The following is a 20,496-nucleotide window of genomic DNA, read 5'->3' on the forward strand; positions in this document are numbered from 1 at the left end:
CTCGAAAGCTCACCGTCGAAAGGACACCCGAAGTGCTGCGCACCCACCTGGCCGGATCGTTGCGGGCGGAGGATGCCGGCACCGTCGTCACCCTCGCGGGCTGGGTCGCGCGCCGGCGTGATCACGGCGGTGTCATCTTCATCGACCTGCGCGACAGCTCCGGCGTGTCGCAGGTGGTCTTCCGGGAGTCCGAGGTCGCCGAGCAGGCGCACCGCCTGCGCTCGGAGTACTGCGTGCTGGTGACCGGCACCGTCGAGAAACGGCCCGAGGGCAGTGAGAACCCGAACCTGCCGTCCGGCGCGATCGAGGTCAACGTCACCGAGCTCGAGGTGCTCAACGAGTCGGCTCCGCTGCCCTTCCAGCTCGACGAGGAGCCCGGTGAGGAGGCGCGCCTGAAGTACCGCTACCTGGACCTGCGCCGCGAGGGACCGGCAGCTGCGATCAAGCTGCGCAGCCAGGCGAACGCGGTGGCGCGCAACATTCTCGCCCTCAACGACTTCACCGAGATCGAGACGCCCACGCTCACCCGCTCCACCCCGGAGGGCGCCCGCGACTTCCTGGTGCCCGCGCGCCTGCGTCCGGGCACCTTCTACGCACTCCCGCAGAGCCCGCAGCTGTTCAAGCAGTTGCTCATGGTCGCCGGACTGGAGCGTTACTACCAGATCGCCCGCTGCTACCGCGACGAGGACTTCCGCGCCGATCGGCAGCCCGAATTCACCCAGCTCGACATCGAGATGAGCTTCGTGGACCAGGAGGACGTGATCGCCCTCGGCGAGCAGATCGTCACGGCGCTGTGGTCGCTGATCGGCCACGAGATCGCCACCCCGATCCCGCGCCTGACCTACGCGGAGTCCATGCGCCGCTTCGGTTCCGACAAGCCGGACCTGCGCTTCGGCCTGGAGCTGGTCGAGTGCACCGAGTACTTCGCGAACACCCCGTTCCGGGTCTTCCAGTCGCAGTACGTGGGAGCAGTGGTGATGCCGGGCGGTGCGAGCCAGCCCCGCCGCCAGCTCGACGCCTGGCAGGAGTGGGCCAAGCAGCGCGGCGCCCGCGGCCTGGCGTACGTGCTGATCGGCGAGGACGGCGAGCTCACCGGCCCGGTCGCCAAGAACCTCTCCGAGGACGAGCGGGCCGGCCTCGCGGCGCACGTGGGCGCCCAGCCGGGTGACTGCGTCTTCTTCGCCGCCGGCGCCACCAAGCCGATGCGCGCGCTGCTCGGCGCGGCCCGCGGCGAGATCGCCGACAAGCTCGGCCTGATCAAGGAGGGCGACTGGGCGTTCACCTGGGTCGTCGACGCGCCGCTGTTCGAGCCCGCCGACGATGCCACCGCCTCCGGTGACGTCGCGGTGGGCGACGGAGCCTGGACCGCGGTGCACCACGCCTTCACCAGCCCAAAGCCGGAGTCGATCGACACCTTCGACACCGATCCGGGCAACGCGCTGGCGTACGCCTACGACATCGTGTGCAACGGAAACGAGATCGGTGGCGGTTCGATTCGTATCCACAGTCGTGCGGTGCAGGAACGCGTCTTCGCGATCATGGGCATCGACGAGGAGCAGGCCCGCGAGAAGTTCGGCTTCCTGCTCGACGCGTTCTCCTACGGCGCGCCGCCGCACGGCGGGATCGCTTTCGGCTGGGACCGCATCGTCTCACTGCTGGCCGGAGCCGCCTCCATCCGCGAGGTGATCGCGTTCCCGAAGTCCGGCGGCGGCGTCGACCCGCTCACCGAGGCACCCGCTCCGATCACCGCCGCGCAGCGCCGCGAATCCGGTATGGACGCCAAGCCGAAGAAGGCCGAGCCCGCCCCGAACGCGGACAACCACGAGAGCCGGGCCGCCACCGAGCAGGCGCAAGCCTAACGAGGTCATGCGACACATTCGGGTGATCAGCCCGCCGGACCGCACGACGGCAGTACTGGATCTGCTGCGCGCGAACCCCGGCGCCACCCACCTCACGCTGGAACCGGGCGGGGGGCTGGAACCGGCCGGCGACGTGATCGACGTCGACGTCACCCGCGAGGCCGTGCACCGGCTGTTGCAGGCTCTGCAGGAGCTGCGCATCCCCGACGACGGTGCCGTCGTCATCAGCTCCGTCGACACGGTGCTCTCCGACGCCGCGGACCGGGCCGAACGTGCGGTGCCGGGCGACCCGTCCGATGCCGTGGTGTGGGAGGAACTGACCGCCCGCACCAAGGAGGAATCGACGCTCAACCTCACCTTCCTGGCGTTCCTCGTGCTCGCGGTCATGCTGGCCGCGGCGGGCGTCATCACCGACTCGGCGGTCACCGTGGTCGGCGCGATGGTGGTCGGCCCGGAGTTCGGTCCGCTGGCGGCGATCGCGGTGGCACTGGCCACCCGTCGGCCGCGGTTCGCGCTGCGACCGTCGATCGCGTTGCTCGTCGGATTCCCGGCGGCGATGGTGTGCACCTGGCTCGGTGCTGAGTCGGCGCTGGCCGCCGGGCTCTACGATCGCGATGTGCTCGTGGCCGCCGATCAGGTCGACTTCATCTACCGGGTGGGGCCGTTCTCACTGATCGTCGCCCTGCTGGCCGGAGCCGCCGGGATGATCTCGATGGTCACTGCGAAGTCGACCGCGCTGGTCGGGGTGTTCATCTCGGTGACCACCGTGCCCGCGACCGGCTACGCGGTGGTCGCGGCCACCGTCGGTGAGTGGTCGCGCGCCCTGGAATCGACCGTGCAGTTGGGAGTGAACCTGGTGGGGATCGTGGCGGCCGGATTCCTGGTGCTGGTGTTGCGCCCGGCCGCATGGCGGGACATGCGAGAGCAGGTACGACTGTGACCACCGACGAACTGCGCGAACTCGACCACGACGGGGTGCGGCGGCTCTCGGCGCGGGTGCGCGGCCTGATCGACGACGAGGGCATCACCTACAACGCGCTCGACGTGCCGCTGGCCACCGCCGAGCCGGCGCCGCCCGGTCCCTGGCGTCTGGATCCGCTGCCGGTGATCTTCGGCACCGAGGAATGGGAGAACCTGTCCCGCGGCGTGGCCCAACGATCCCTGCTGCTGGACGCGCTGCTCAGCGACTTCTACGGTGAGCAGCGCACCGTCCGGTCCGGCCTGGTGCCGCCCGAGCTGCTGTTCGCGCACCCCGGCTACATCCGCCGCGCCGTCGGCGTGCCCTCGCCCGGCCCCCGGTCGCTGTTCCTGCACGGTGTGGACGTCGGCGAGACCGGGGAGGGATACCTCGCCGTCGCCGACCGCACCCAGGCCCCGTCCGGGGTGGGGTACGTCCTCGCGGACCGCCGGGTGATCTCCCGCGCGCTGCCGCGCGAGTTCCGGTCGCAGACCCCGCGGCCGGTGGCCTCCTTCGCCTCCGCACTGCGGGTGCAGTTGATCGAGGCCGCACCGCCGGGGGTCGACGACCCCACCGTGGTGGTGCTCAGCCCCGGTGCGCTCTCGGAGACCGCGTTCGACCAGGCCTATCTCGCCTCGGTCCTGGGTTTCCCGCTGGTCGAGGCCGCTGATCTGACGGTGCGCGACGGCGGTGTGTACATGCGCTCGCTGGGCCGGATGAAGCGCATCGACGTGATCGCCCGGCGCGTCGACTCCGAATTCTCCGATCCGCTGGACCTGCGCACCGATTCCAGACTCGGGGTGGTCGGGCTGGTGGAGATGATGACCCGCGGTGCGGTCACCGTGGTCAATACCCTCGGCTCCGGGGTGCTGGAGAACCCGGCGCTGCACGCCTACCTGCCGCAACTGTCGCGCGCCCTGCTCGACGAGGACCTCCTGCTGCCGTCCTCGCCCACAGAGCACGCCGCCACCGCGTCCGGCCGGGCCGCACTCGACGGTTCCCTGGAGCAGATGCTGCTGATCGACTTCGGCACCGGGGAGCGGATCCGCGGCGGCGCCCTGACCTCCGCGCAGGCGGACGAGCTGCGCGCCCGGATCGCGCACGATCCGTCCGTGTGGTGCCTGAAGCAGCTGGCGGATTTCGCCGGCCGCCCCGCCGTCGTCGACGGCGCCGTCACCGAGCAGGGTTTCGCGATGCGGGCCTTCTCGCTCGGTCAGGAGGCCGGATACTCGGTGCTGCCCGGCGGCTTGGGCCAGGTCCTGTTCGACGGTGCCGACGGCGCACTGCTGCGCGCCTCCGCCGCCCGCGACGTATGGGTACCCACCTCGGAGGATCTGCGGGCCTCCGCCCGGGTGTCGACGTCCCCGCGTTCGGGCCGGGTCGCGGCGCCGAGCGGCCCGATCGCCACGCCCCGTGTGCTCTCCGACCAGTTCTGGATCGGCAGGTACGCCGAACGGACCGAGGCCATGGTGCGGCTGCTGTCGGTGGCGCACGACCGGAGCCGGGAGTTCCGGCACCGGCCCTGGCAGCCCGGTGCCGCGGCGCTGCAACCGCTCCTGGACGCGGTGGTGGAGATCTCGTCGACCGAATCGCTGGGGCCGATCGTCGCCGAGGGCGCCGAACAGTCCGATGTGCTCTCCCGGTTGCGGCGATTGACCCTCGACACCGAGCTGCCCGGTACCGTCGCGCACTCCGGTGTGCACCTGCGGGCCTGCCTGCGGGCGGTGCGCGATCAGATGTCCACCGACACCTGGCTGGTACTCAGCGGCGCGGAGCACTCCCTCGAACGGCTCGCCGCCGACCGGTCCGACGAGGGCGAGCAACTCGATCAGACCCTCGGCGAGGTACTGGTGTCGTTGCTCGCGTTCGCCGGCCTCGCGCGGGAATCGCTGGTGCAGGACCCGGCGTGGCTGATGATGGACGCCGGGCGGCGGATCGAACGGTCACTGCAGCTCGGGGCACTCACCCGGGCCATGGTGGCACCGTCGCAGGAGCCCGACATCGAAGCCGCGCTGCTGGAGGCGTACCTGGTGAGCTGCGAATCCGCGGTCACCTACCGGCGCCGGCACCGGGCGGTGCTGCGGGTCGGAGCGGCGATCGACCTGATGTTCTTCGACCCCACGAATCCGCGGTCGCTGGTCTCCGCGCTCGCCGCGCTCGCCACGGACCTGCAGAGCCTGCCGGACGAACTGCGCAGCGCCGCGGCCGAACGCACCGCCGCGGAACTGTCGGCGCGGGTGGGCCGGTTCGACCCGGCCGAGGCCGATACCGTCGTCGACGGACGGCGCACCGCACTGGAAGGGCTGATCGACGCCGTGGACGAGGGCCTGCGTGAGGTGTCCGACGTACTGGAACGGACCCGGTTCGCGCTACCGGCCGCGGCCCGCCCGATCTGGGTGGGGGTGCAGTCGTGGGCCTGAGCTTCTCCCGGCGTACCGAGGACTCCTCGACCCGCCGCTACCGCGTCGTGCACGAGACCACCTACTCCTACGACGCCGAGGTCACCTCCAGCTACGGACGGTGCTACCTGACCCCGCGGGAGATCGCCGATCAGCGGGTCGCCGAGCACGCCATCACGGTCGGCCCCGAGCCGACCGACCGCTCGGAGGGCGTCGACGCCTTCGGCAACACCGACACCTACTTCCACGTGACCACGCCGCACACCCAGTTGACGGTCCGCGGTGAATCTGTGGTCGAGGTCGATCCGCTGTCGCGCACCATCACCGACGAGGGGCCGGCGCTCGCGCCGTGGGAGCTGGCCCGGCCGGTCGGCGAGGCCGGTGCGCTGGCCACCCAGTTCCGGCTCGACCAGCGCCCGCCGGAGATCGACGACGCCGTCCGGGAGTACGCCGACACCGTCTTCACCCCCGGGAAACCGCTGGTGGAGGCGATCGAGGAGCTCACCTCCGCGATCTACACCGATTTCGCGTACAAGTCGGGAGCGACGAACGTCTCCACCCGGGTCGGGACCGTGATGGAGCGCCGCGAGGGTGTCTGCCAGGACTTCGCGCGGGTCTCGATCGCCTGCCTGCGGGCCAAGGGGCTGGCCGCCCGGTACGTCTCCGGGTACCTGGCCACCGAACCACCGCCGGGCCAGGACCGGGTGGTCGGCGCGGGCGCCACCCACGCCTGGGCGGCGGTGTGGCTACCGGGTGACGTGTGGCTGCCCTTCGACCCCACGAACAACAAGTTCGTCGACGAGCGGCACGTGACCGTGGCCTGGGGGCGCGACTACGAGGACGTGCCGCCGCTGCGCGGGGTGATCTACACCGAATCGTCGAGTTCCCGGATCGGTGTCTCGGTCGATGTCGCACCGCTGGACTGACACCCGCTCCGCGCCGCTGAGGTAGGTTGGTGGGGATGGTTGCCGCGTTGGGGTCCGAGACGACTCAAGCCGCTCTCAGCGCAGTTGAGGGCCTGCTCAGTCGTAGGGTCGGCGCACCCGTTGAGCTGGGCGAACCGGAGGATCTGGGCGGTTCGGGACGCACCCTGGTGATGCGCGCCCGGGTACTGCACAACAATCACCTGCTGCCCCGCACGGTGGTGATCAAGCAGTTGCGCGCGGCCGACCACGCCGACCTCGGCCACAGTGAGGCCTTCGCCCGTGAGGGCGCCGCCTACAAGTTCGCCACCGCGCTGCCCGTCGAGTCCCGGCCGGGCCCGCAGTTGCTGGCCTCCGACGCGCAGGCCCGCATCCTGGTGCTGCAGGATCTCGGCGAGGGCGAGACGATGACCGAGCGGTTGCGCCGCACCCCGTCGTCGGAGACGGCGATGGTGCTCTCCGCCTGGGCGCAGGCCCTGGGCCGGATGCACGCCGGTACCTACGGCCGTGAGCGTGATCTCTCGGCGCTGGCGCGTCGTGAGCACACCGATCCGCGGCGCGACCCCGTGGCGGGGGAGGCCGCGCGCGCCGCGCAGGCGCTTCCGTCGGCCGTCGGCGGGATCGACGATTCCGCGCGCGCCGTGCTCGACGCAGCCGTCGCGCTGTTCACCGAGGGACCGTTCCGGGCGTTCAGCCCCTCCGATGTGGGCCCGGAGAACACGCTCGTGGTGGGCGGTTCGGTGCTCTTCCTCGACTACGAGTGGGCCGGATTCCGGGACGGCGCGCTGGATGTGGCGTACGTGCTGCTGACCTACCCGGACTGCACCGCTGATGGGCACTCGCCGGAACTCGACGAGGCGATCGTCGAGGCGTGGCGGTCGGAGGTGGTGCGGCTGTGGCCGCGGCTCGCCGACGACGTCGCGCTGCACCGGCATCTGGCCACCGCCGCCCTGGCCTGGCTGGTGCTGGCCAGCTTCTGGGCCCTGGGCCTGGATTCGTCGGCGGCGGCGAGCCGCATCGACGCCGGTCACCTCGACAGCCTCCCCGCCTGGTCCGACGACGATCTGCTCGCCCGCTGGCAGCGGCTCGCCGACGCCGATCCCCGGGTCAGCGGCCTCGCCCGCGCGGTGGCGGAGGTCCACGCCCGGTGACCGATTCCCTGTTCGGTGACGACGGGGACCTGGCCGCGCCGCCCACCGCACCGTCGGCGAACGGGCCGGTGGAGTTCGTTCCCACGCACACCGGCACCCCACTGGCGGTCCGGATGCGGCCCCGCGGCCTGGACGAGGTACTCGGACAGGAGCACCTGCTCGGCCCGGGGACTCCGCTGCGCCGCCTGATCGACGGTGCGGGCGCCGCCAGCGTCATCCTGTACGGACCGCCCGGCACCGGGAAGACCACCGTCGCGTCGCTGATCTCCGGCGCCACCGGACGACGCTTCGAGGCGCTCTCCGCGCTCTCGGCGGGGGTGAAGGACGTGCGGGCGGTGATCGAGATGGCCCGCCGCCGGCTGCTGGTCGACGAACAGACGGTGCTGTTCATCGACGAGGTGCACCGGTTCTCCAAGGCGCAGCAGGACGCACTGCTCGCGGCGGTCGAGAACCGCGTGGTGCTGCTGGTCGCGGCCACCACCGAGAACCCCAGCTTCTCGGTGGTCTCCCCGCTGCTCTCGCGCTCACTGATCCTGCAACTGCGTCCGCTCGAGGCCGAGCACATCAGTGAGCTGATCGATCGCGCCCTGACCGACCCGCGTGGTTACGACGGGGCGCTGAGCATCTCCGATCCGGCGCGCGAGCACCTGGTGCGTCTGGCCGGAGGAGATGCACGGCGCTCGTTGACCGCGCTCGAAGCGGCGGCCGATGTCACCGTCGGGCAGGGCGGCGGTGAGATCACCCTGGAGACGGTGGAGTCGAGCATCGACGTGGCCGCGGTCCGCTACGACCGGGACGGCGACCAGCACTACGACGTGATCAGCGCCTTCATCAAGTCGATCCGAGGGTCGGATGTGGATGCGGCCCTGCACTACCTGGCGCGGATGATCGCCGCCGGTGAGGATCCGCGGTTCATCGCGCGCCGGCTGGTGGTGCACGCCTCCGAGGACATCGGCATGGCCGATCCGCAGGCGCTGCTGGTGGCCACCGCCGCCGCGCAGGCGGTGCAACTGATCGGCATGCCGGAGGCGCGGCTGGCGTTGACGCAGGCCACCATCCACCTGGCCACCGCGCCGAAGTCCGACGGGGTGGTCTCGGCGATCGGCGCCGCATTGTCGGACGTCTCCGCCGGGAAGGCGGGCGCAGTGCCGCCGCACCTGCGCGACGGTCACTACGCGGGCGCCGAGAAGCTCGGCAACGCGCAGGGCTACGTCTATCCGCACCACGTCCCGGGCGGTGTCGCGGCGCAGCAGTACCCGCCCGACGAACTGGTCGGTACCGACTACTACGCACCCACCGACCACGGTTTCGAGCGGGAGATCGGCCCCCGGCTAGCGCGGCTGCGGTCCATCCTCCGTCGCCGGTAAGGTTGACGGGTCGCTACACGCTGTAACACCACCAGGACGCGAAGGATCGCTGTGCAGACCCATGAGATTCGGAAGCGGTTCACGGACCACTTCGTCAAGGCCGGACACACCCAGGTGCCCAGCGCCTCCTTGGTGCTGAGCGACCCGAATCAGCTGTTCGTGATCGCCGGCATGGTGCCCTTCGTGCCCTTCTTCCTGGGCCAGCAGACCCCGCCGTACGACCGGGCCACCTCGATCCAGAAGTGTGTGCGCACCCTCGACATCGAGGAGGTGGGTATCACCACCCGGCACAACACCTTCTTCCAGATGGCCGGCAACTTCAGCTTCGGTGACTACTTCAAGCGTGATGCGATCAAGTTCGCCTGGAGCCTGCTGACCGACCCGGTGTCCGACGGTGGCTTCGGGATGGATCCCGAGCGGCTGTGGTCCACGGTCTACCTCGACGACGACGAGGCCGCCGAGCTGTGGCTCGAGGTCGGCCAGGTGCCCGAGCGGATCCAGCGTCGCGGCATGAAGGACAACTACTGGTCGATGGGCATCCCCGGACCGTGCGGCCCGTGCTCGGAGATCTTCTACGACCGCGGCCCCGAGTACGGCGCCGAGGGCGGTCCGGAAGCCGACGAGGACCGCTACATCGAGATCTGGAACCTCGTCTTCATGCAGAACGAACGGGGGCAGGGCACCGGTAAGGAGTCCTTCGAGATCCTCGGTGAACTGCCCAAGAAGAACATCGACACCGGCATGGGCATCGAGCGCGTCGCCTTCCTGCTGCAGGGCGTCGACAACGTCTACGACACCGATCTGCTGCGCCCGGTGATCGACCGTGCGCAGGAACTCACCGGCCAGGTGTACGGCCGGCGGCCCGTACCCGACCCCGAACACGACCGGCTGTTCCGGGTGATCGCCGACCACACCCGCACCGCGGTCATGCTCATCGAGGACGGCGTGAACCCGGGCAACGACGGCCGTGGCTACGTGCTGCGCCGCCTGCTGCGCCGGGTGGTGCGCTCGGCCCGCCTACTCGGCGCCACGGGCGAGACGATGGGTGTCTTCGTCGACACCGTGATCGAGACGATGTCGCCGTCGTACCCGTCGCTGGCCGACGACGCTCAGCGCATCCGCACCGTCGCCGTCGGTGAGGAGCAGGCCTTCCTGAAGACCCTGGAGCAGGGCACCACGCTGTTCGGCGGCGCGGTGGACGCCACCAAGTCGTCCGGCCGGTCGGTGCTCTCCGGCGACGACGCCTTCACCCTGCACGACACCTACGGTTTCCCGATCGATCTCACCCTGGAAATGGCCGCCGAGGCGGGCCTGACCGTCGACGAGGACGGTTTCCGGGCGCTGATGGCCGAGCAGCGCCAGCGCGCCAAGGACGACGCCAACTCCCGTAAGTCCGCCCTGGTCGACCTGTCGGTGTTCCGGGAGTTCGTCGATCGCGGTCCGACCGAGTTCACCGGCTTCGACGAGCTCAGCTCCCAGGCGCAGGTGCTCGGTCTGATCAAGGACGGTGCGCGGGTACCGCACGTCGCCCAGGGCGAGGACATCGAGGTGGTCCTCGATCGCAGCCCGCTCTACGCTGAGGCGGGTGGTCAGCTCGCCGACATCGGCACCATCACCACCGGCGCCGGAGCGCAGATCGTGGTCACCGACGTGCAGCGGGTCGCGAAGACCGTGTGGCGGCACCAGGGCACCGTCGTCTCCGGTGAGGTCACCGAGGGGGATCCGGTCACGGTCGCCGTCGACGCCGGTCACCGGCACGGCAGCACCCAGGGCCACTCCGGCACCCACCTGGTGCACGCGGCGCTGCGGCAGGTGCTCGGCCCGAACGCGGTCCAGGCGGGCTCGCTCAACAAGCCCGGCTATCTGCGTTTCGACTTCCGCTGGTCCGGCGGGCTCGATGAGCAGCAGCGCACCGAGATCGAGCAGGTCACCAACGCGGCCGTGCAGTCGGATTTCGCGGTCAACACCGAGGTCACCGATCTGGAGACGGCGCGCAAGCGCGGTGCGATGGCACTGTTCGGCGAGAACTACGGCGAGCAGGTGCGGGTGGTCGAGATCGGCGGGCCGTTCTCGCTGGAACTGTGCGGTGGCACTCACGTCGCCAGCTCCGGTCTGATCGGCCCGGTCACGTTGCTGGGGGAGAGCTCCGTCGGGTCGGGCGTGCGGCGCGTGGAGGCCTACGTGGGCCTGGACTCGCAGAAGTACCTCGCCAAGGAGCACGCACTGGTCTCGGCGCTGTCGTCCTCGCTGAAGGTGCCCTCCGAGGAGGTCCCGGCCAGGGTCGAATCATTGGTCACCCGGCTCAAGGACGCCGAGAAGGAGCTGGAGAAGCTGCGCGCTCAGGCCGCGCTGTCGGCGCTGTCCGAGTTGGCCTCGAGCCCGGAGCGGATCGGCGCGGTCCGGCTGGTCGCCGCCCGCGCACCGCAGGGCGTCACCGCCGGCGAACTGCGCGGCCTGGTCACCGGGCTCAAGGGGCGCCTGGGCGCAGAGGCCGCGGCGATCGCCCTGTTCGCCGAGGACGGTGCGAAGGTTCCGTTCGTGGTCGCCGCGAACGACGCCGCGCAGGATCTCGGCGTCAAGGCCGGGGATCTGGTCAAGGCTGCGGCGCCGTCGGTCGGTGGCCGCGGTGGCGGTAAGGCGGATATGGCGCAGGGCGCCGGTTCCGACGCCGACGGGATCGATGCCGCGCTGACGGCGATCCGGGCCGAGCTCACGCGGACGGTCGGCGCCTGACCGTGAATGCCGCGGCGCCCGCTTGGCAGCGTGGCCGACGCCTTGCCCTGGACGTGGGCAAGGCCCGGATCGGTGTGGCCGTCTCCGATCCGGACGGGATCCTCGCGACTCCGGTGGAGACGGTGCGTGCCGCGAAGGACGGATCCGACCTGCGGCGGATCGCCCGATTGGTGGAGGACTACGAGCCGATCGAGATCGTGGTCGGTATGCCGCGCACCCTGCGCGGTGAGCGCGGCTCGTCCGCGCGGATGGCGGAGGTCTTCGCGCAGCGGCTCGCCGCGGTACTGGGTGCGGGAAACGGAACCCCGCCACGGGTATCTTTTTCAGATGAGCGTTTCACCACGGTCACCGCGCAGCGTGCGCTGCGGGATAACGGGGTGCGCGCCAAGGAGCAGCGAGCGGTGATCGACCAGGCCGCCGCGGTGGCCATCCTGCAGGGATGGCTCGACGAGCGGAGGCCGGTGCCCGGTCTCGAGGAGGACCAGTGACTGACGGGTGGGACAACCAGCGGGCGGAGCCGGTGTCGGTCGGCCGGCACCGAGCCGGCCCGCAGCCGCCTCGCAAGCCGCAGCGTCTGACGCCCCAGGGCGAATCCCGTCGTGGCGGTACCGAACGTTCGTCACAGCGCAGCGGTCGGCCCGCGAAGCGTCCGCCTCGGCGGCCGAAGGGTTCGCCCGCGCCCGCTCGGGTCCGGCGACGGCGCCGGATCGCCCTGCTCTCGCTGGTGGTGATCTTCCTGGTGGCGGTGGCGGTGATTCTGTGGCCGATGCGGCACTCGCTGTTCGGCAGCCCCGCCCTGCCCGAGGATTACGCCTCCGGCGAGTCCGGCGCCGAGACGGTGGTGCGGATCAGCGGCCAGAACAACTCCGACTTCGCCCAGGATCTGGTGGACGCGGGGGTGGTCAAGTCGGTGGGGGCGTTCAACCGCGCCGCCGGTGACAAGCCGATCTCGGCCGGCTACTACGAGCTGCGCAAGACCCTTCCGGCGCAGGAGGTGGTGCAGATGCTGGTCGATCCGGGTCGTAGTCACCGGGTGGGCATGCTCAACGTGTCCGCCGGTGCCGTCCTCGACGACAAGCGCAGCAAGGACGCGAAGGTCGCCCCGGGCATCCTGAGCCAACTCTCCGCGGCCACCGCGCACACCGTCGACGGTGCCAAGAAGCGGGTGCCGAAGGCCGATTTCGTCAAGGTCGCGGCCAACGCGTCCGCCGCGGATCTGGGGGTCCCGGCGTGGGCGACGGCCACCGTCACCCGGCTCAAGGGCGATCACCGCCGCTTGGAGGGGCTGATCGCCCCGGGTGTGTGGGATCAGATCGACCCGTCCGGGACGCCGCTGACCATCCTGCGCGGTTTGATCTCCCAGTCCGCGCAGAAGTACGAGGCGCAGGGATTGCTCAGCGCCAGTCGCACGTCGGCGGCACGTCTGGCGCCGTACCAGGTGCTGGTGTCGGCGTCGATCGTCGAGCGCGAGGTCAATCAGTCCGACGACTACCCCAAGGTCGCCCGGGTGATCCTGAACCGGCTGGCGAAGAACCAGAAGCTGGAGATGGACTCCACCGTCAACTACACCGAAGCGGTGACCGGTATCGACGTCGTCGGTGAGCAGTTGCTGAAGAAGACCGAGTGGAACACCTACGCCAAGACCGGTCTGCCGGCGACGCCGATCGGTGCGGTCGGGGACTCGGCGTTGCTCGCGACGGAGAACCCGACGGCGGGTCCGTGGCTGTACTTCGTCACCGTCGACAGCAAGGGCACCACGCTGTTCACCGACGATTTCGCCCAGCACGAGCGCAATCGGCAGAAGGCCTGCGATACCAAGTTCCTGACGGTGGGCTGCGGCAAGTGAGTTCGGCGAAGCGGGCGGCGGTCCTCGGTAAGCCGATCGCGCACTCGCTCTCGCCGGTCCTGCACAACGCGGCTTTCCATGCGCTCGGGCTGCCGTGGACCTACGAGCGGATCGAGTGCGGTGCGGACGAGCTTCCCGCGCTGGTCGGCGGACTCGACGAGCACTGGGTGGGTCTGTCGGTCACCATGCCCGGCAAGTTCGCGGCCCTCGCGTTCGCCGGTGAACGCACCGACCGCGCGGTCAAGGTCGGTTCGGCGAACACCCTGGTACGGACCGCGGACGGCTGGCTCGCGGACTGCACCGACGTCGATGGTGCCGCGGGCCTGCTCGATGAGTGCGGCGCGCGCGGGGTCTCGTCATTGGTGCTCGGCGCCGGAGGAACCGCCCGCCCGGTGTTCGCGGCTCTCGCCGACCGCGGATTCGGCACGACGACGGTGCTCTCCCGCTCCGAGGAGCGCGCTCAGGGCGCTCTGGAGTGCGCACGCTCCTTCGGACTCGCCGCGTCGTGGGCGCCGCTGCGCGCCGACGCGGTTCCCGCTGCCGACGTCGTGGTCTCGACCCTGCCGGGCGATACCCAGGCGGACGACTTCCCGTTGATGGACGCGGTCTCGTCCGCGGCCCCGGCGGTGGCGGACGTGGCCTACGATCCGTGGCCGACGCTGCTGATAGCGGCGGCGGAGGCCAAGGGCGCTCGTACTGCGGGAGGCCTGACGATGCTGTTGCACCAGGCCTTCCGGCAGTCCGAATGGTTCACCGGGCGTCCCGCCCCGCGTGCAGCCATGGCCGAGGCCCTGGCCGCCGCGCGCTGAGGCGCCGCTGCGCGGGCGCGGTCACGGCGGCTCGGCCGGTTCGGCTGCGGCCGGGGAGTCCGCCCTGACACACTCCGGTTGTGGAGTGGGGGCTCTTGGGGGGAGTCGCGCTGTGGTGCACGGCGCTGTGCTGGTTCGACGTGCGTGAGCGGCGTCTGCCGAATGCGCTGACCCTGCCCGGTGCCGGTCTCGCGCTGTCGGTGGGGCTGTGGTGCGCGCTCGACGGTGCGCCGGCGTCGCTGCTGGGTGCGGCCCTGTGGACCACGGTGAACGCGGTGGCCTTCCTCGCGCGCGGCATGGGCGCCGGCGACGTGAAACTCGCTCCCACTCTGGGTGCGGTGGTGGCGGCGGTCGCCGGTGTCGCGGCGGTGGTGGGTGCGGTGGTCGCGGCGCAGGCGATCACCGTGGTGTGGGCGATCGCGGCCCGGGACCGGACGGTTCCGCACGGTCCGGCGATGTGCCTGGGTGCGCTCGCGGTGGTGCTGGCCGTGGTCAGCTCCGGGTGAGCCGTCGCAGCAGGGAGTCGAGGGTCCGCTGCTCGTCAGGGGTCAGTGCGGCGAGCAGGGTCTCCTCGCGGCGGACGTGTTCGGGTAGCAGTCGCTCGATCAGGTCTCTGCCCGCGGCGGTGAGGGTGACGTCCTTGCTGCGGCCGTCCGCGGTGCTGGGGGTGCGCACCAGCAGGTCCACGGCTTCGAGGCGGTCCAGGCGGGAGGTGAGGCCCGCGCGGGTGATGAGCAGTTGGTCGGCCAGCGCGGCGGGAGTGAGAGTGAACGGTGATCCGGAGCGCCGCAGGGTCGCGAGAACGTCGAATTCGCCGCGGTGCAGGCCCGCGGCCTCCAGTGGGCGTTCGACGGCGTCCCGGGCCGTGGCCTCCAGCCGGGCGAGCCTGCCGAGGATGCTCATCGGCAGGGTGTTGAGTTCCGGGTACTCGGAGCGCCATTGGGTCATCGCCGCATCGACGTCGTGCACGGGATGAGGCTACCCCCTTGACGGATCCGATCAGACGCCTGATCATTCAAGTAATTAGTCGTCTAACTATTAGGAGGGTTCATGATCGTCCACCAGCCCGAGGTCGTCGGCGCCGACCCCGGCACCGAACGCGGACCCGCTGTGGCGCTCTTCGCCGACGCCACCTCGACCGGAGGCGCGGCGAGCGTGCAGCGTGTCCACCTACCACCCGGATCCGACGGTGCCGCCCCGCACCTGCATCGCCGCTCGACGGAGATCTTCTACGTCCTCGGCGGCGAACTGGAGATGCTGATCGGCGACTACATCGCCACCGTCGCCGTCGGTGGCCTCGCGGTCATCGAACCGAACGTGGTGCACGCCTTCGCCGCGACCACCGGCGAGCCGGCCACTGCACTGATCGTCCTCACACCGGGCGTCGAGCGGTTCGGCTATTTCCGGTTGTTGCGCGATATCGCCTCCGGCGCTGCCGCACCCGCCGATCTGCTCGACGCGCAGGACATGTACGACAACCACTTCGTGGACAGCCCGCTGTGGCGGGATCGCCGACGGGTTTGACGGCGAACGCCGTTCCGCTCCGCGCCGACCGGTGTCCGGACTACCGTGCGGACATGGGCCCAGCGATGCTTCCCGACCTGTCCGGAATCGATCCGCTCACCGCGAACCTCACCCATCGCGTCTGCATCGGTGATATCCCGACCCGCGCCGCTCGCAGCTACGGCGACCGGATCGCGCTGGTCGACGGTGACCACCGGCTGAGCTACCGCGAACTCGAGAGCAGATCCAATGCGCTGGCGCGGGGGCTGCAGCAGCGCGGCTTCCGGCGCGGCGATGCGATCGCACTGCAGTTGCAGAACCGAGCCGAGTTCGTCGTCACGGTCTTCGCGTGCGCCAAGCTCGGGGTGGTGGTGGTACCGCTGAACCTGCTCCTGGCTCCCGGTGACATCGGCTACCAGCTCGGGGACAGCGGTGTCCGCGCGGTGATCACCGAGAACGCCTTCGTCCCGGTGCTCACCGCCGCGTTCGGCTCCGAGAAGCACCTCGTGGAGGCGGTGTACGTGGTCGGGGACGCCGGTGCGACGGTGCCCGGGGAGGTGGGTGGAGTGCCCGCGACCCCGTTCACGGACCTACCGGCCGGCGACGATGCTCCGGTGGAGACGATCGTCGAGGATCGAGACGTCCTGCACTGCCTGTACACGTCGGGGACCACCGCCCGGCCCAAGGGCGTTCTGACGAGTCACCTCGCGGTGCACATCTCGGCACTGTCCTCCGCGGTCGCGCTCGGAGTCCGCCCGGATGTGGAACCCGCGGTGCAGCCCATCGTGCTCCCGTTGTTCCACGTCACCGCCCTCGATGCACTGCTCATGCCGATGCTGCTCACCGGCGGAACCGCGGTCCTGCTGCGCGGATTCGATCCGGCCGCGCTGGCGGCGACCTTCGCCGAGCACCGCGTCACCCACCTGACGCTGCTGCCGATGATGTGGGCGGCGCTGCTCGCACAGCCCGATCTGCCCGCGGACGGCACCGCATCGCTGGTGACCGGTCTGTACGCGATGGCTCCGATGCCCGCCGAACTGCTCGGCGCTCTGCGGGCGAGGTTCCCCGCCGCGGCGTTCATCCTCGGCTCCGGCCAGACCGAGACCACACCGGTCTCCGAACTGCAGTGGACCGGTCACCAGGGGGTCAAGGACGACTCCTGGGGGCCGGCGACGGTCTCGACCGATGTCGCCATCATGGGTTCGGACGGCACGCTGCTCCCGGCCGGTGAGATCGGGGAGATCGTGTACCGATCGCCGCAGCTGATGCAGGGCTATTGGAACAATCCCGAGGCCAACGCCCGCGCCTTCGAGCACGGCTGGTTCCACGGCGGCGACATCGGCTACCTCGACGGAGACGGAGTGGTGTACTTCACCGACCGCGCCAAGGACATCATCAAGTCCGGCGGCGAGAACGTCTCCTCGGTCGAGGTCGAGCGGGTGCTGCTCGGGCATCCGGGCGTCGCGGAGGCGGCGGTCGTGGGGACCGCTCATGAACGGTGGGGTGAGCAGGTGACGGCCTTCGTGGTCACCGCGCCGTCGGCCGAAGCCGACGGTGACGGCCTGCTCGCCTACGCGCGCGAGCACCTCGCGGCGTTCAAGGCGCCCAAGGAGGTCGTCTTCGTCGATGCGCTGCCGAAGACCGCGACCGGCAAGATCCAGAAGCATCTGGTGCGCGCCCTGCGCACCGGCTGATTCTCCCGGTCGGGTGGCCGGACCGATGAACCGGGCCGATGTGCGGGCCGGTTGAGCACGGTTCCGCCGGAGTGGGAAGATGGCGCGCATGTCTACCTCATCGATGTCCAGTGCTGCCGCCGACCTGACGGTGCACTCGATCATCGATGCCCGCGAGCGCCTCGCGGGGGTGGTCTCGGTGAGTCCTCTGCAGCACTGCGAGCGGCTCTCGGCGCTGACCGGCGCGAAGGTCTACCTCAAGCGGGAGGACCTGCAGGTGGTGCGCTCGTACAAGATCCGTGGCGCCTACAACCTGATGGCACAGCTCACCGACGCCGAGAAGGCCGCGGGTGTGGTCGCCGCCTCGGCCGGGAACCACGCGCAGGGCGTGGCCTTCGCCTGCCGCGCGATGGAGGTGCACGGCCGGATCTACGTGCCCACCACCACCCCGAAGCAGAAACGCGATCGCATCCGCGCGCACGGTGGCCGGTTCGTCGAACTCATCGCCATCGGCGAGACCTACGACGCCGCGGCCGCCGCCGCACAGGACGACGTCCGCTCGACCGGAGCCACCTGGGTGCACGCCTTCGACGATGCGCGTACCACCGCAGGGCAGGGCACGATCGGTGTCGAACTGGTCGAACAACTCGGCGGGGTCCCGGACGTGACGGTGATGCCGGTCGGCGGCGCCGGGTGTTTCGCCGGCGTCACCCGGTACCTGCGCTCGCAGTCACCGTCGGCCACCGTCGTCGGTGCCGAGCCGGCCGGTGCTCCGTCGCTGGCACGCGCGATCGAGGCGGGCGAACCGGTCGAGCTCGCCACCATCGACCCGTTCGTCGACGGTGCCGCCGTGCGCCGGATCGGCCGGATCGGTTTCGACGTCGCCGCCGCCGAAGGGGCACAGGTGTGGCCCGCTCATACGGTCAGGGACGTCGCGGCCGGTGAACTGGGCATCATCGAGGTCGACGAGGGTGCGATCTGCACCGCGATGCTGGACCTGTACCAGAACGAGGGAGTGATCGCCGAGCCCGCGGGTGCGCTGTCGGTGGCGGCGCTGCCGCAGCTCCGCTTCGAACCGGGCGCCACCGTGGTGTGCCTGCTTTCCGGCGGCAACAACGACGTCTCCCGCTACCACGAGGTGATCGAGCGTTCCCTGGTGCACCAGGGCCTCAAGCACTACTTCCTGGTCGCGTTCCCGCAGGAGCCCGGTGCGCTGCGACGGTTCCTCGACGAGGTCCTCGGGCCGGACGACGACATCACCCTGTTCGAGTACGTCAAGCGCAACAACCGCGACACCGGTGAGGCGCTGGTCGGTGTCGAACTGGGGCGCGCCGACGACCTCGGAGCGCTGCTGGAGCGAATGGACTCCTCGCGGCTGCACTCCGAACGCCTCGAACCCGGTTCCCCCGCCTACCGCTACCTCACCTGAGACCGGCGGACGCGAGAATCTGATGGCGGAGATCGACGTGCGGCTGGGCCCCTGTGTCGGCGGACGTCTGCGGACCTGGACGGCCGACGGTGCCGGGGAGCTGTGGTCGGTCCCGCACGACCATTGGCTGCGCACGGTGCAGGCCACCGGAGCGCTCAGCCGTACCGAAACCGCTCCCGGGCGGTTCGCCGAGGCCGGCACCCTGACCGGTGACGGCGCAATCCTGGTCCGCCCGCGGCTGCCCGTGCCCGATCCGGCCGGGAGGGCGACGACGATGGCGCCGCAACGGGTGCGTCTCGACGCGCCTCGCCGGGCATCACGCGCGACCTTCGAGGACTTCCGCGAACTACTGGTCCGGGCGGTGAACCGGTGCGTCGACGCGGGGGAGTTCCTGGTGATCGAGCCCGGTGCCGCCGACGACGATCAGCGGTTCGCCCTGTTCGCAGTCATGCCGCACGGTGCGGATCGCGTGGTGGTCGTGGAGACCGCGCCGGCGCCGGCCTCCGAGCTGTGGTCGCCGTTCGTCGATCCGGCCGGCGAGGGTCACACGATCAGTGCACCGATGTCCGCGTCCACCGTCGAGATGGTGCCGACCCTGCTCACCGAGGCGATCCGCGGCTGGCACCTCGATCCGTGGGACCTGGTCCTCACGTTCGGCCAGCACTGACGGTGCGAGCGGTCACCCGAGGTCATCGCAGGTGGAACGATGGCCGTACGGGGAATCCTCCCGGGCCCGGCCGGTGGCGGTGTGCCCAGGACGCTGCGACGGTGTCAGACCAGCTCGCGCAGTTGCTCGACCTGCCGGACCCGACCTGCCGCGTCCGCAGCGATCGGGGTGACGTTGAGGACGGTCACGCCCGCCTCCCGGTATGCCGCGATCCGTTCCCGGACGAAGCCCTCCGGGCCGATCAGTGAGATGTTGCGCGCCAGCTCATCGGGCACCGCCGCCGCGGCGGCGGCCTTATCGCCGGCCAGGTACAACTCCTGGATCCGGTCCGCCTCGGCGCCGTAGCCGTAATTGGTGGCAAGCGTGTGATAGAAGTTCTTGCCCTTGGCGCCCATTCCGCCGATGTACAGCGCCAGATGGGGTTTGACGAAGCTCAGCAGGTTCTCCACGTCGTCGCCGATCGCGAGCGCAGGGCTGGCGTACACGTCGAGCGGCCCGAGTGCCGGATCCCGCTTCGCGGTGCCGGCGGTGAGGGCATCGCCCCACACCTGATGCGCCTTCTCCGGCAGGAAGAAGATCGGCTGCCAGCCCTCGGCGGACTCCGCCGCGAGCGCGACGTTCTTCGGGCCCAGCGCGGCGAGCAGGATCGGAATCCGCTCACGCACCGGGTGATTGATCAGTTTGAGCGGCTTGCCGAGACCCGTGCCACGGTCTGCGGGAAGCGGCATCTGGTAGTACCGGCCCTGGTACTCAAGTCGCTCGCGGCGCCATACCGCGCGGCAGATCTCGATGATCTCGCGGGTCCGGCTGATCGGTGCGTCGTACCGCACCCCGTGGAAACCCTCGATGACCTGCGGTCCCGAGGCGCCGAGACCGAGGATGAACCGACCGTCAGAGACGTTGTCCAGGCCCGCGGCCGTCATCGCGGTCAGGGTGGGCGTACGGGTGTAGATCTGCAGGATGCCCGACGCGAGCTGCACCCGCTCCGTCTTCGCCGCGAGGTAACCGAGCGCGCTCACCGCATCGAAGGAGTAGGCCTCCGGGACGAAGATGATGTCGATACCGGCCTTCTCGAGATCCTGAACTTCATCGGCGGTGGCCTTGAATCCGTCGGTGTAGTTGATGCCGAGCCCGATGCGCATCTGCGCCGCCTCTCCTCGCCGGTGATGGTCACCGAAC

Annotated in this window: 17 protein-coding genes; 15 read left to right on the plus strand and 2 right to left on the minus strand. The window is 70.4% G+C overall.

Annotated features, from left to right (window positions below; translation table 11 throughout):
• Nucleotides 1-32: 32 nt before the first annotated feature.
• From aspS to ACYVHG_RS01470, 11 genes are all read left to right on the plus strand, one after another.
• The gene (aspS, locus tag ACYVHG_RS01420) at nucleotides 33-1,859 is read left to right on the plus strand and encodes an aspartate--tRNA ligase (protein ID WP_461165635.1); all 1,827 of its coding nucleotides are present in this window, start codon (nucleotides 33-35) and stop codon (nucleotides 1,857-1,859) included.
• A 7-nt stretch (nucleotides 1,860-1,866) separates the two neighbouring features.
• Nucleotides 1,867-2,799, plus strand: a complete 933-nt coding sequence (locus tag ACYVHG_RS01425) for a DUF389 domain-containing protein (protein WP_461165636.1) — start codon at nucleotides 1,867-1,869, stop codon at nucleotides 2,797-2,799.
• On the plus strand, nucleotides 2,796-5,237 hold the full coding sequence (locus ACYVHG_RS01430; RefSeq protein ID WP_461165637.1) for a circularly permuted type 2 ATP-grasp protein: 2,442 nt from the start codon (nucleotides 2,796-2,798) through the stop codon (nucleotides 5,235-5,237). The genes ACYVHG_RS01425 and ACYVHG_RS01430 overlap by 4 nt, the downstream gene beginning before the upstream one ends.
• Nucleotides 5,228-6,142 (plus strand): transglutaminase family protein, encoded by a 915-nt coding sequence (locus tag ACYVHG_RS01435; protein WP_461165638.1) that lies wholly within the window; start codon nucleotides 5,228-5,230, stop codon nucleotides 6,140-6,142. The genes ACYVHG_RS01430 and ACYVHG_RS01435 overlap by 10 nt, the downstream gene beginning before the upstream one ends.
• A gap of 35 nt (nucleotides 6,143-6,177) precedes the next feature.
• Complete coding sequence (locus ACYVHG_RS01440) at nucleotides 6,178-7,290, plus strand: hypothetical protein (RefSeq protein ID WP_461165639.1); 1,113 nt, start codon at nucleotides 6,178-6,180, stop codon at nucleotides 7,288-7,290.
• Nucleotides 7,287-8,657 (plus strand): replication-associated recombination protein A, encoded by a 1,371-nt coding sequence (locus ACYVHG_RS01445; RefSeq protein ID WP_461165640.1) that lies wholly within the window; start codon nucleotides 7,287-7,289, stop codon nucleotides 8,655-8,657. Before ACYVHG_RS01440 ends, ACYVHG_RS01445 begins: the two co-directional genes overlap by 4 nt.
• 51 nt (nucleotides 8,658-8,708) lie before the next feature.
• Nucleotides 8,709-11,390, plus strand: a complete 2,682-nt coding sequence (gene alaS / locus ACYVHG_RS01450) for an alanine--tRNA ligase (RefSeq protein WP_461165641.1) — start codon at nucleotides 8,709-8,711, stop codon at nucleotides 11,388-11,390.
• Entirely contained in the window at nucleotides 11,387-11,878 is a 492-nt protein-coding gene (gene ruvX / locus ACYVHG_RS01455) for a Holliday junction resolvase RuvX (RefSeq protein ID WP_461165849.1), read from the plus strand. Before alaS ends, ruvX begins: the two co-directional genes overlap by 4 nt.
• Entirely contained in the window at nucleotides 11,875-13,236 is a 1,362-nt protein-coding gene (locus tag ACYVHG_RS01460) for an endolytic transglycosylase MltG (protein WP_461165642.1), read from the plus strand. The genes ruvX and ACYVHG_RS01460 overlap by 4 nt, the downstream gene beginning before the upstream one ends.
• Complete coding sequence (locus ACYVHG_RS01465) at nucleotides 13,233-14,045, plus strand: shikimate dehydrogenase (RefSeq protein ID WP_461165643.1); 813 nt, start codon at nucleotides 13,233-13,235, stop codon at nucleotides 14,043-14,045. Before ACYVHG_RS01460 ends, ACYVHG_RS01465 begins: the two co-directional genes overlap by 4 nt.
• 80 nt (nucleotides 14,046-14,125) lie before the next feature.
• Nucleotides 14,126-14,551 carry a prepilin peptidase gene (locus ACYVHG_RS01470; RefSeq protein WP_461165644.1) on the plus strand — a complete coding sequence of 142 codons (426 nt, stop codon included), beginning with the start codon at nucleotides 14,126-14,128 and terminating at the stop codon, nucleotides 14,549-14,551.
• Here the strand turns inward: ACYVHG_RS01470 and ACYVHG_RS01475 are convergent.
• The gene (locus tag ACYVHG_RS01475) at nucleotides 14,538-15,014 is read right to left on the minus strand and encodes a MarR family winged helix-turn-helix transcriptional regulator (RefSeq protein WP_461165645.1); all 477 of its coding nucleotides are present in this window, start codon (nucleotides 15,012-15,014) and stop codon (nucleotides 14,538-14,540) included. The two genes, ACYVHG_RS01470 and ACYVHG_RS01475, sit on opposite strands and share 14 nt — an antisense overlap.
• 81 nt (nucleotides 15,015-15,095) lie before the next feature.
• Here ACYVHG_RS01475 and ACYVHG_RS01480 point away from each other — a divergent pair, with 81 nt between their 5' ends.
• The 4 genes from ACYVHG_RS01480 (at nucleotide 15,096) to ACYVHG_RS01495 (ending at nucleotide 19,317) form a co-directional block, all read left to right on the plus strand.
• Entirely contained in the window at nucleotides 15,096-15,569 is a 474-nt protein-coding gene (locus tag ACYVHG_RS01480; protein ID WP_461165646.1) for a cupin domain-containing protein, read from the plus strand.
• 53 nt (nucleotides 15,570-15,622) lie between these two features.
• Nucleotides 15,623-17,242 (plus strand): class I adenylate-forming enzyme family protein, encoded by a 1,620-nt coding sequence (locus ACYVHG_RS01485; RefSeq protein ID WP_461165647.1) that lies wholly within the window; start codon nucleotides 15,623-15,625, stop codon nucleotides 17,240-17,242.
• A gap of 88 nt (nucleotides 17,243-17,330) precedes the next feature.
• Nucleotides 17,331-18,650: a threonine ammonia-lyase IlvA gene (gene ilvA / locus ACYVHG_RS01490; RefSeq protein WP_461165648.1), complete on the plus strand. Its 1,320-nt coding sequence runs from the start codon at nucleotides 17,331-17,333 to the stop codon at nucleotides 18,648-18,650.
• A gap of 22 nt (nucleotides 18,651-18,672) precedes the next feature.
• Nucleotides 18,673-19,317, plus strand: a complete 645-nt coding sequence (locus ACYVHG_RS01495) for a hypothetical protein (protein WP_461165649.1) — start codon at nucleotides 18,673-18,675, stop codon at nucleotides 19,315-19,317.
• Between the two features lie 104 nt (nucleotides 19,318-19,421).
• On the opposite strand, the gene ACYVHG_RS01500 is transcribed toward ACYVHG_RS01495, so the two are convergent.
• A complete protein-coding gene (locus tag ACYVHG_RS01500; RefSeq protein ID WP_461165650.1) occupies nucleotides 19,422-20,459 on the minus strand; it encodes an LLM class F420-dependent oxidoreductase in 1,038 nt (345 codons plus the stop codon).
• Nucleotides 20,460-20,496 lie beyond the last annotated feature (37 nt).

Source organism: Tsukamurella serpentis (genome assembly GCF_054780975.1).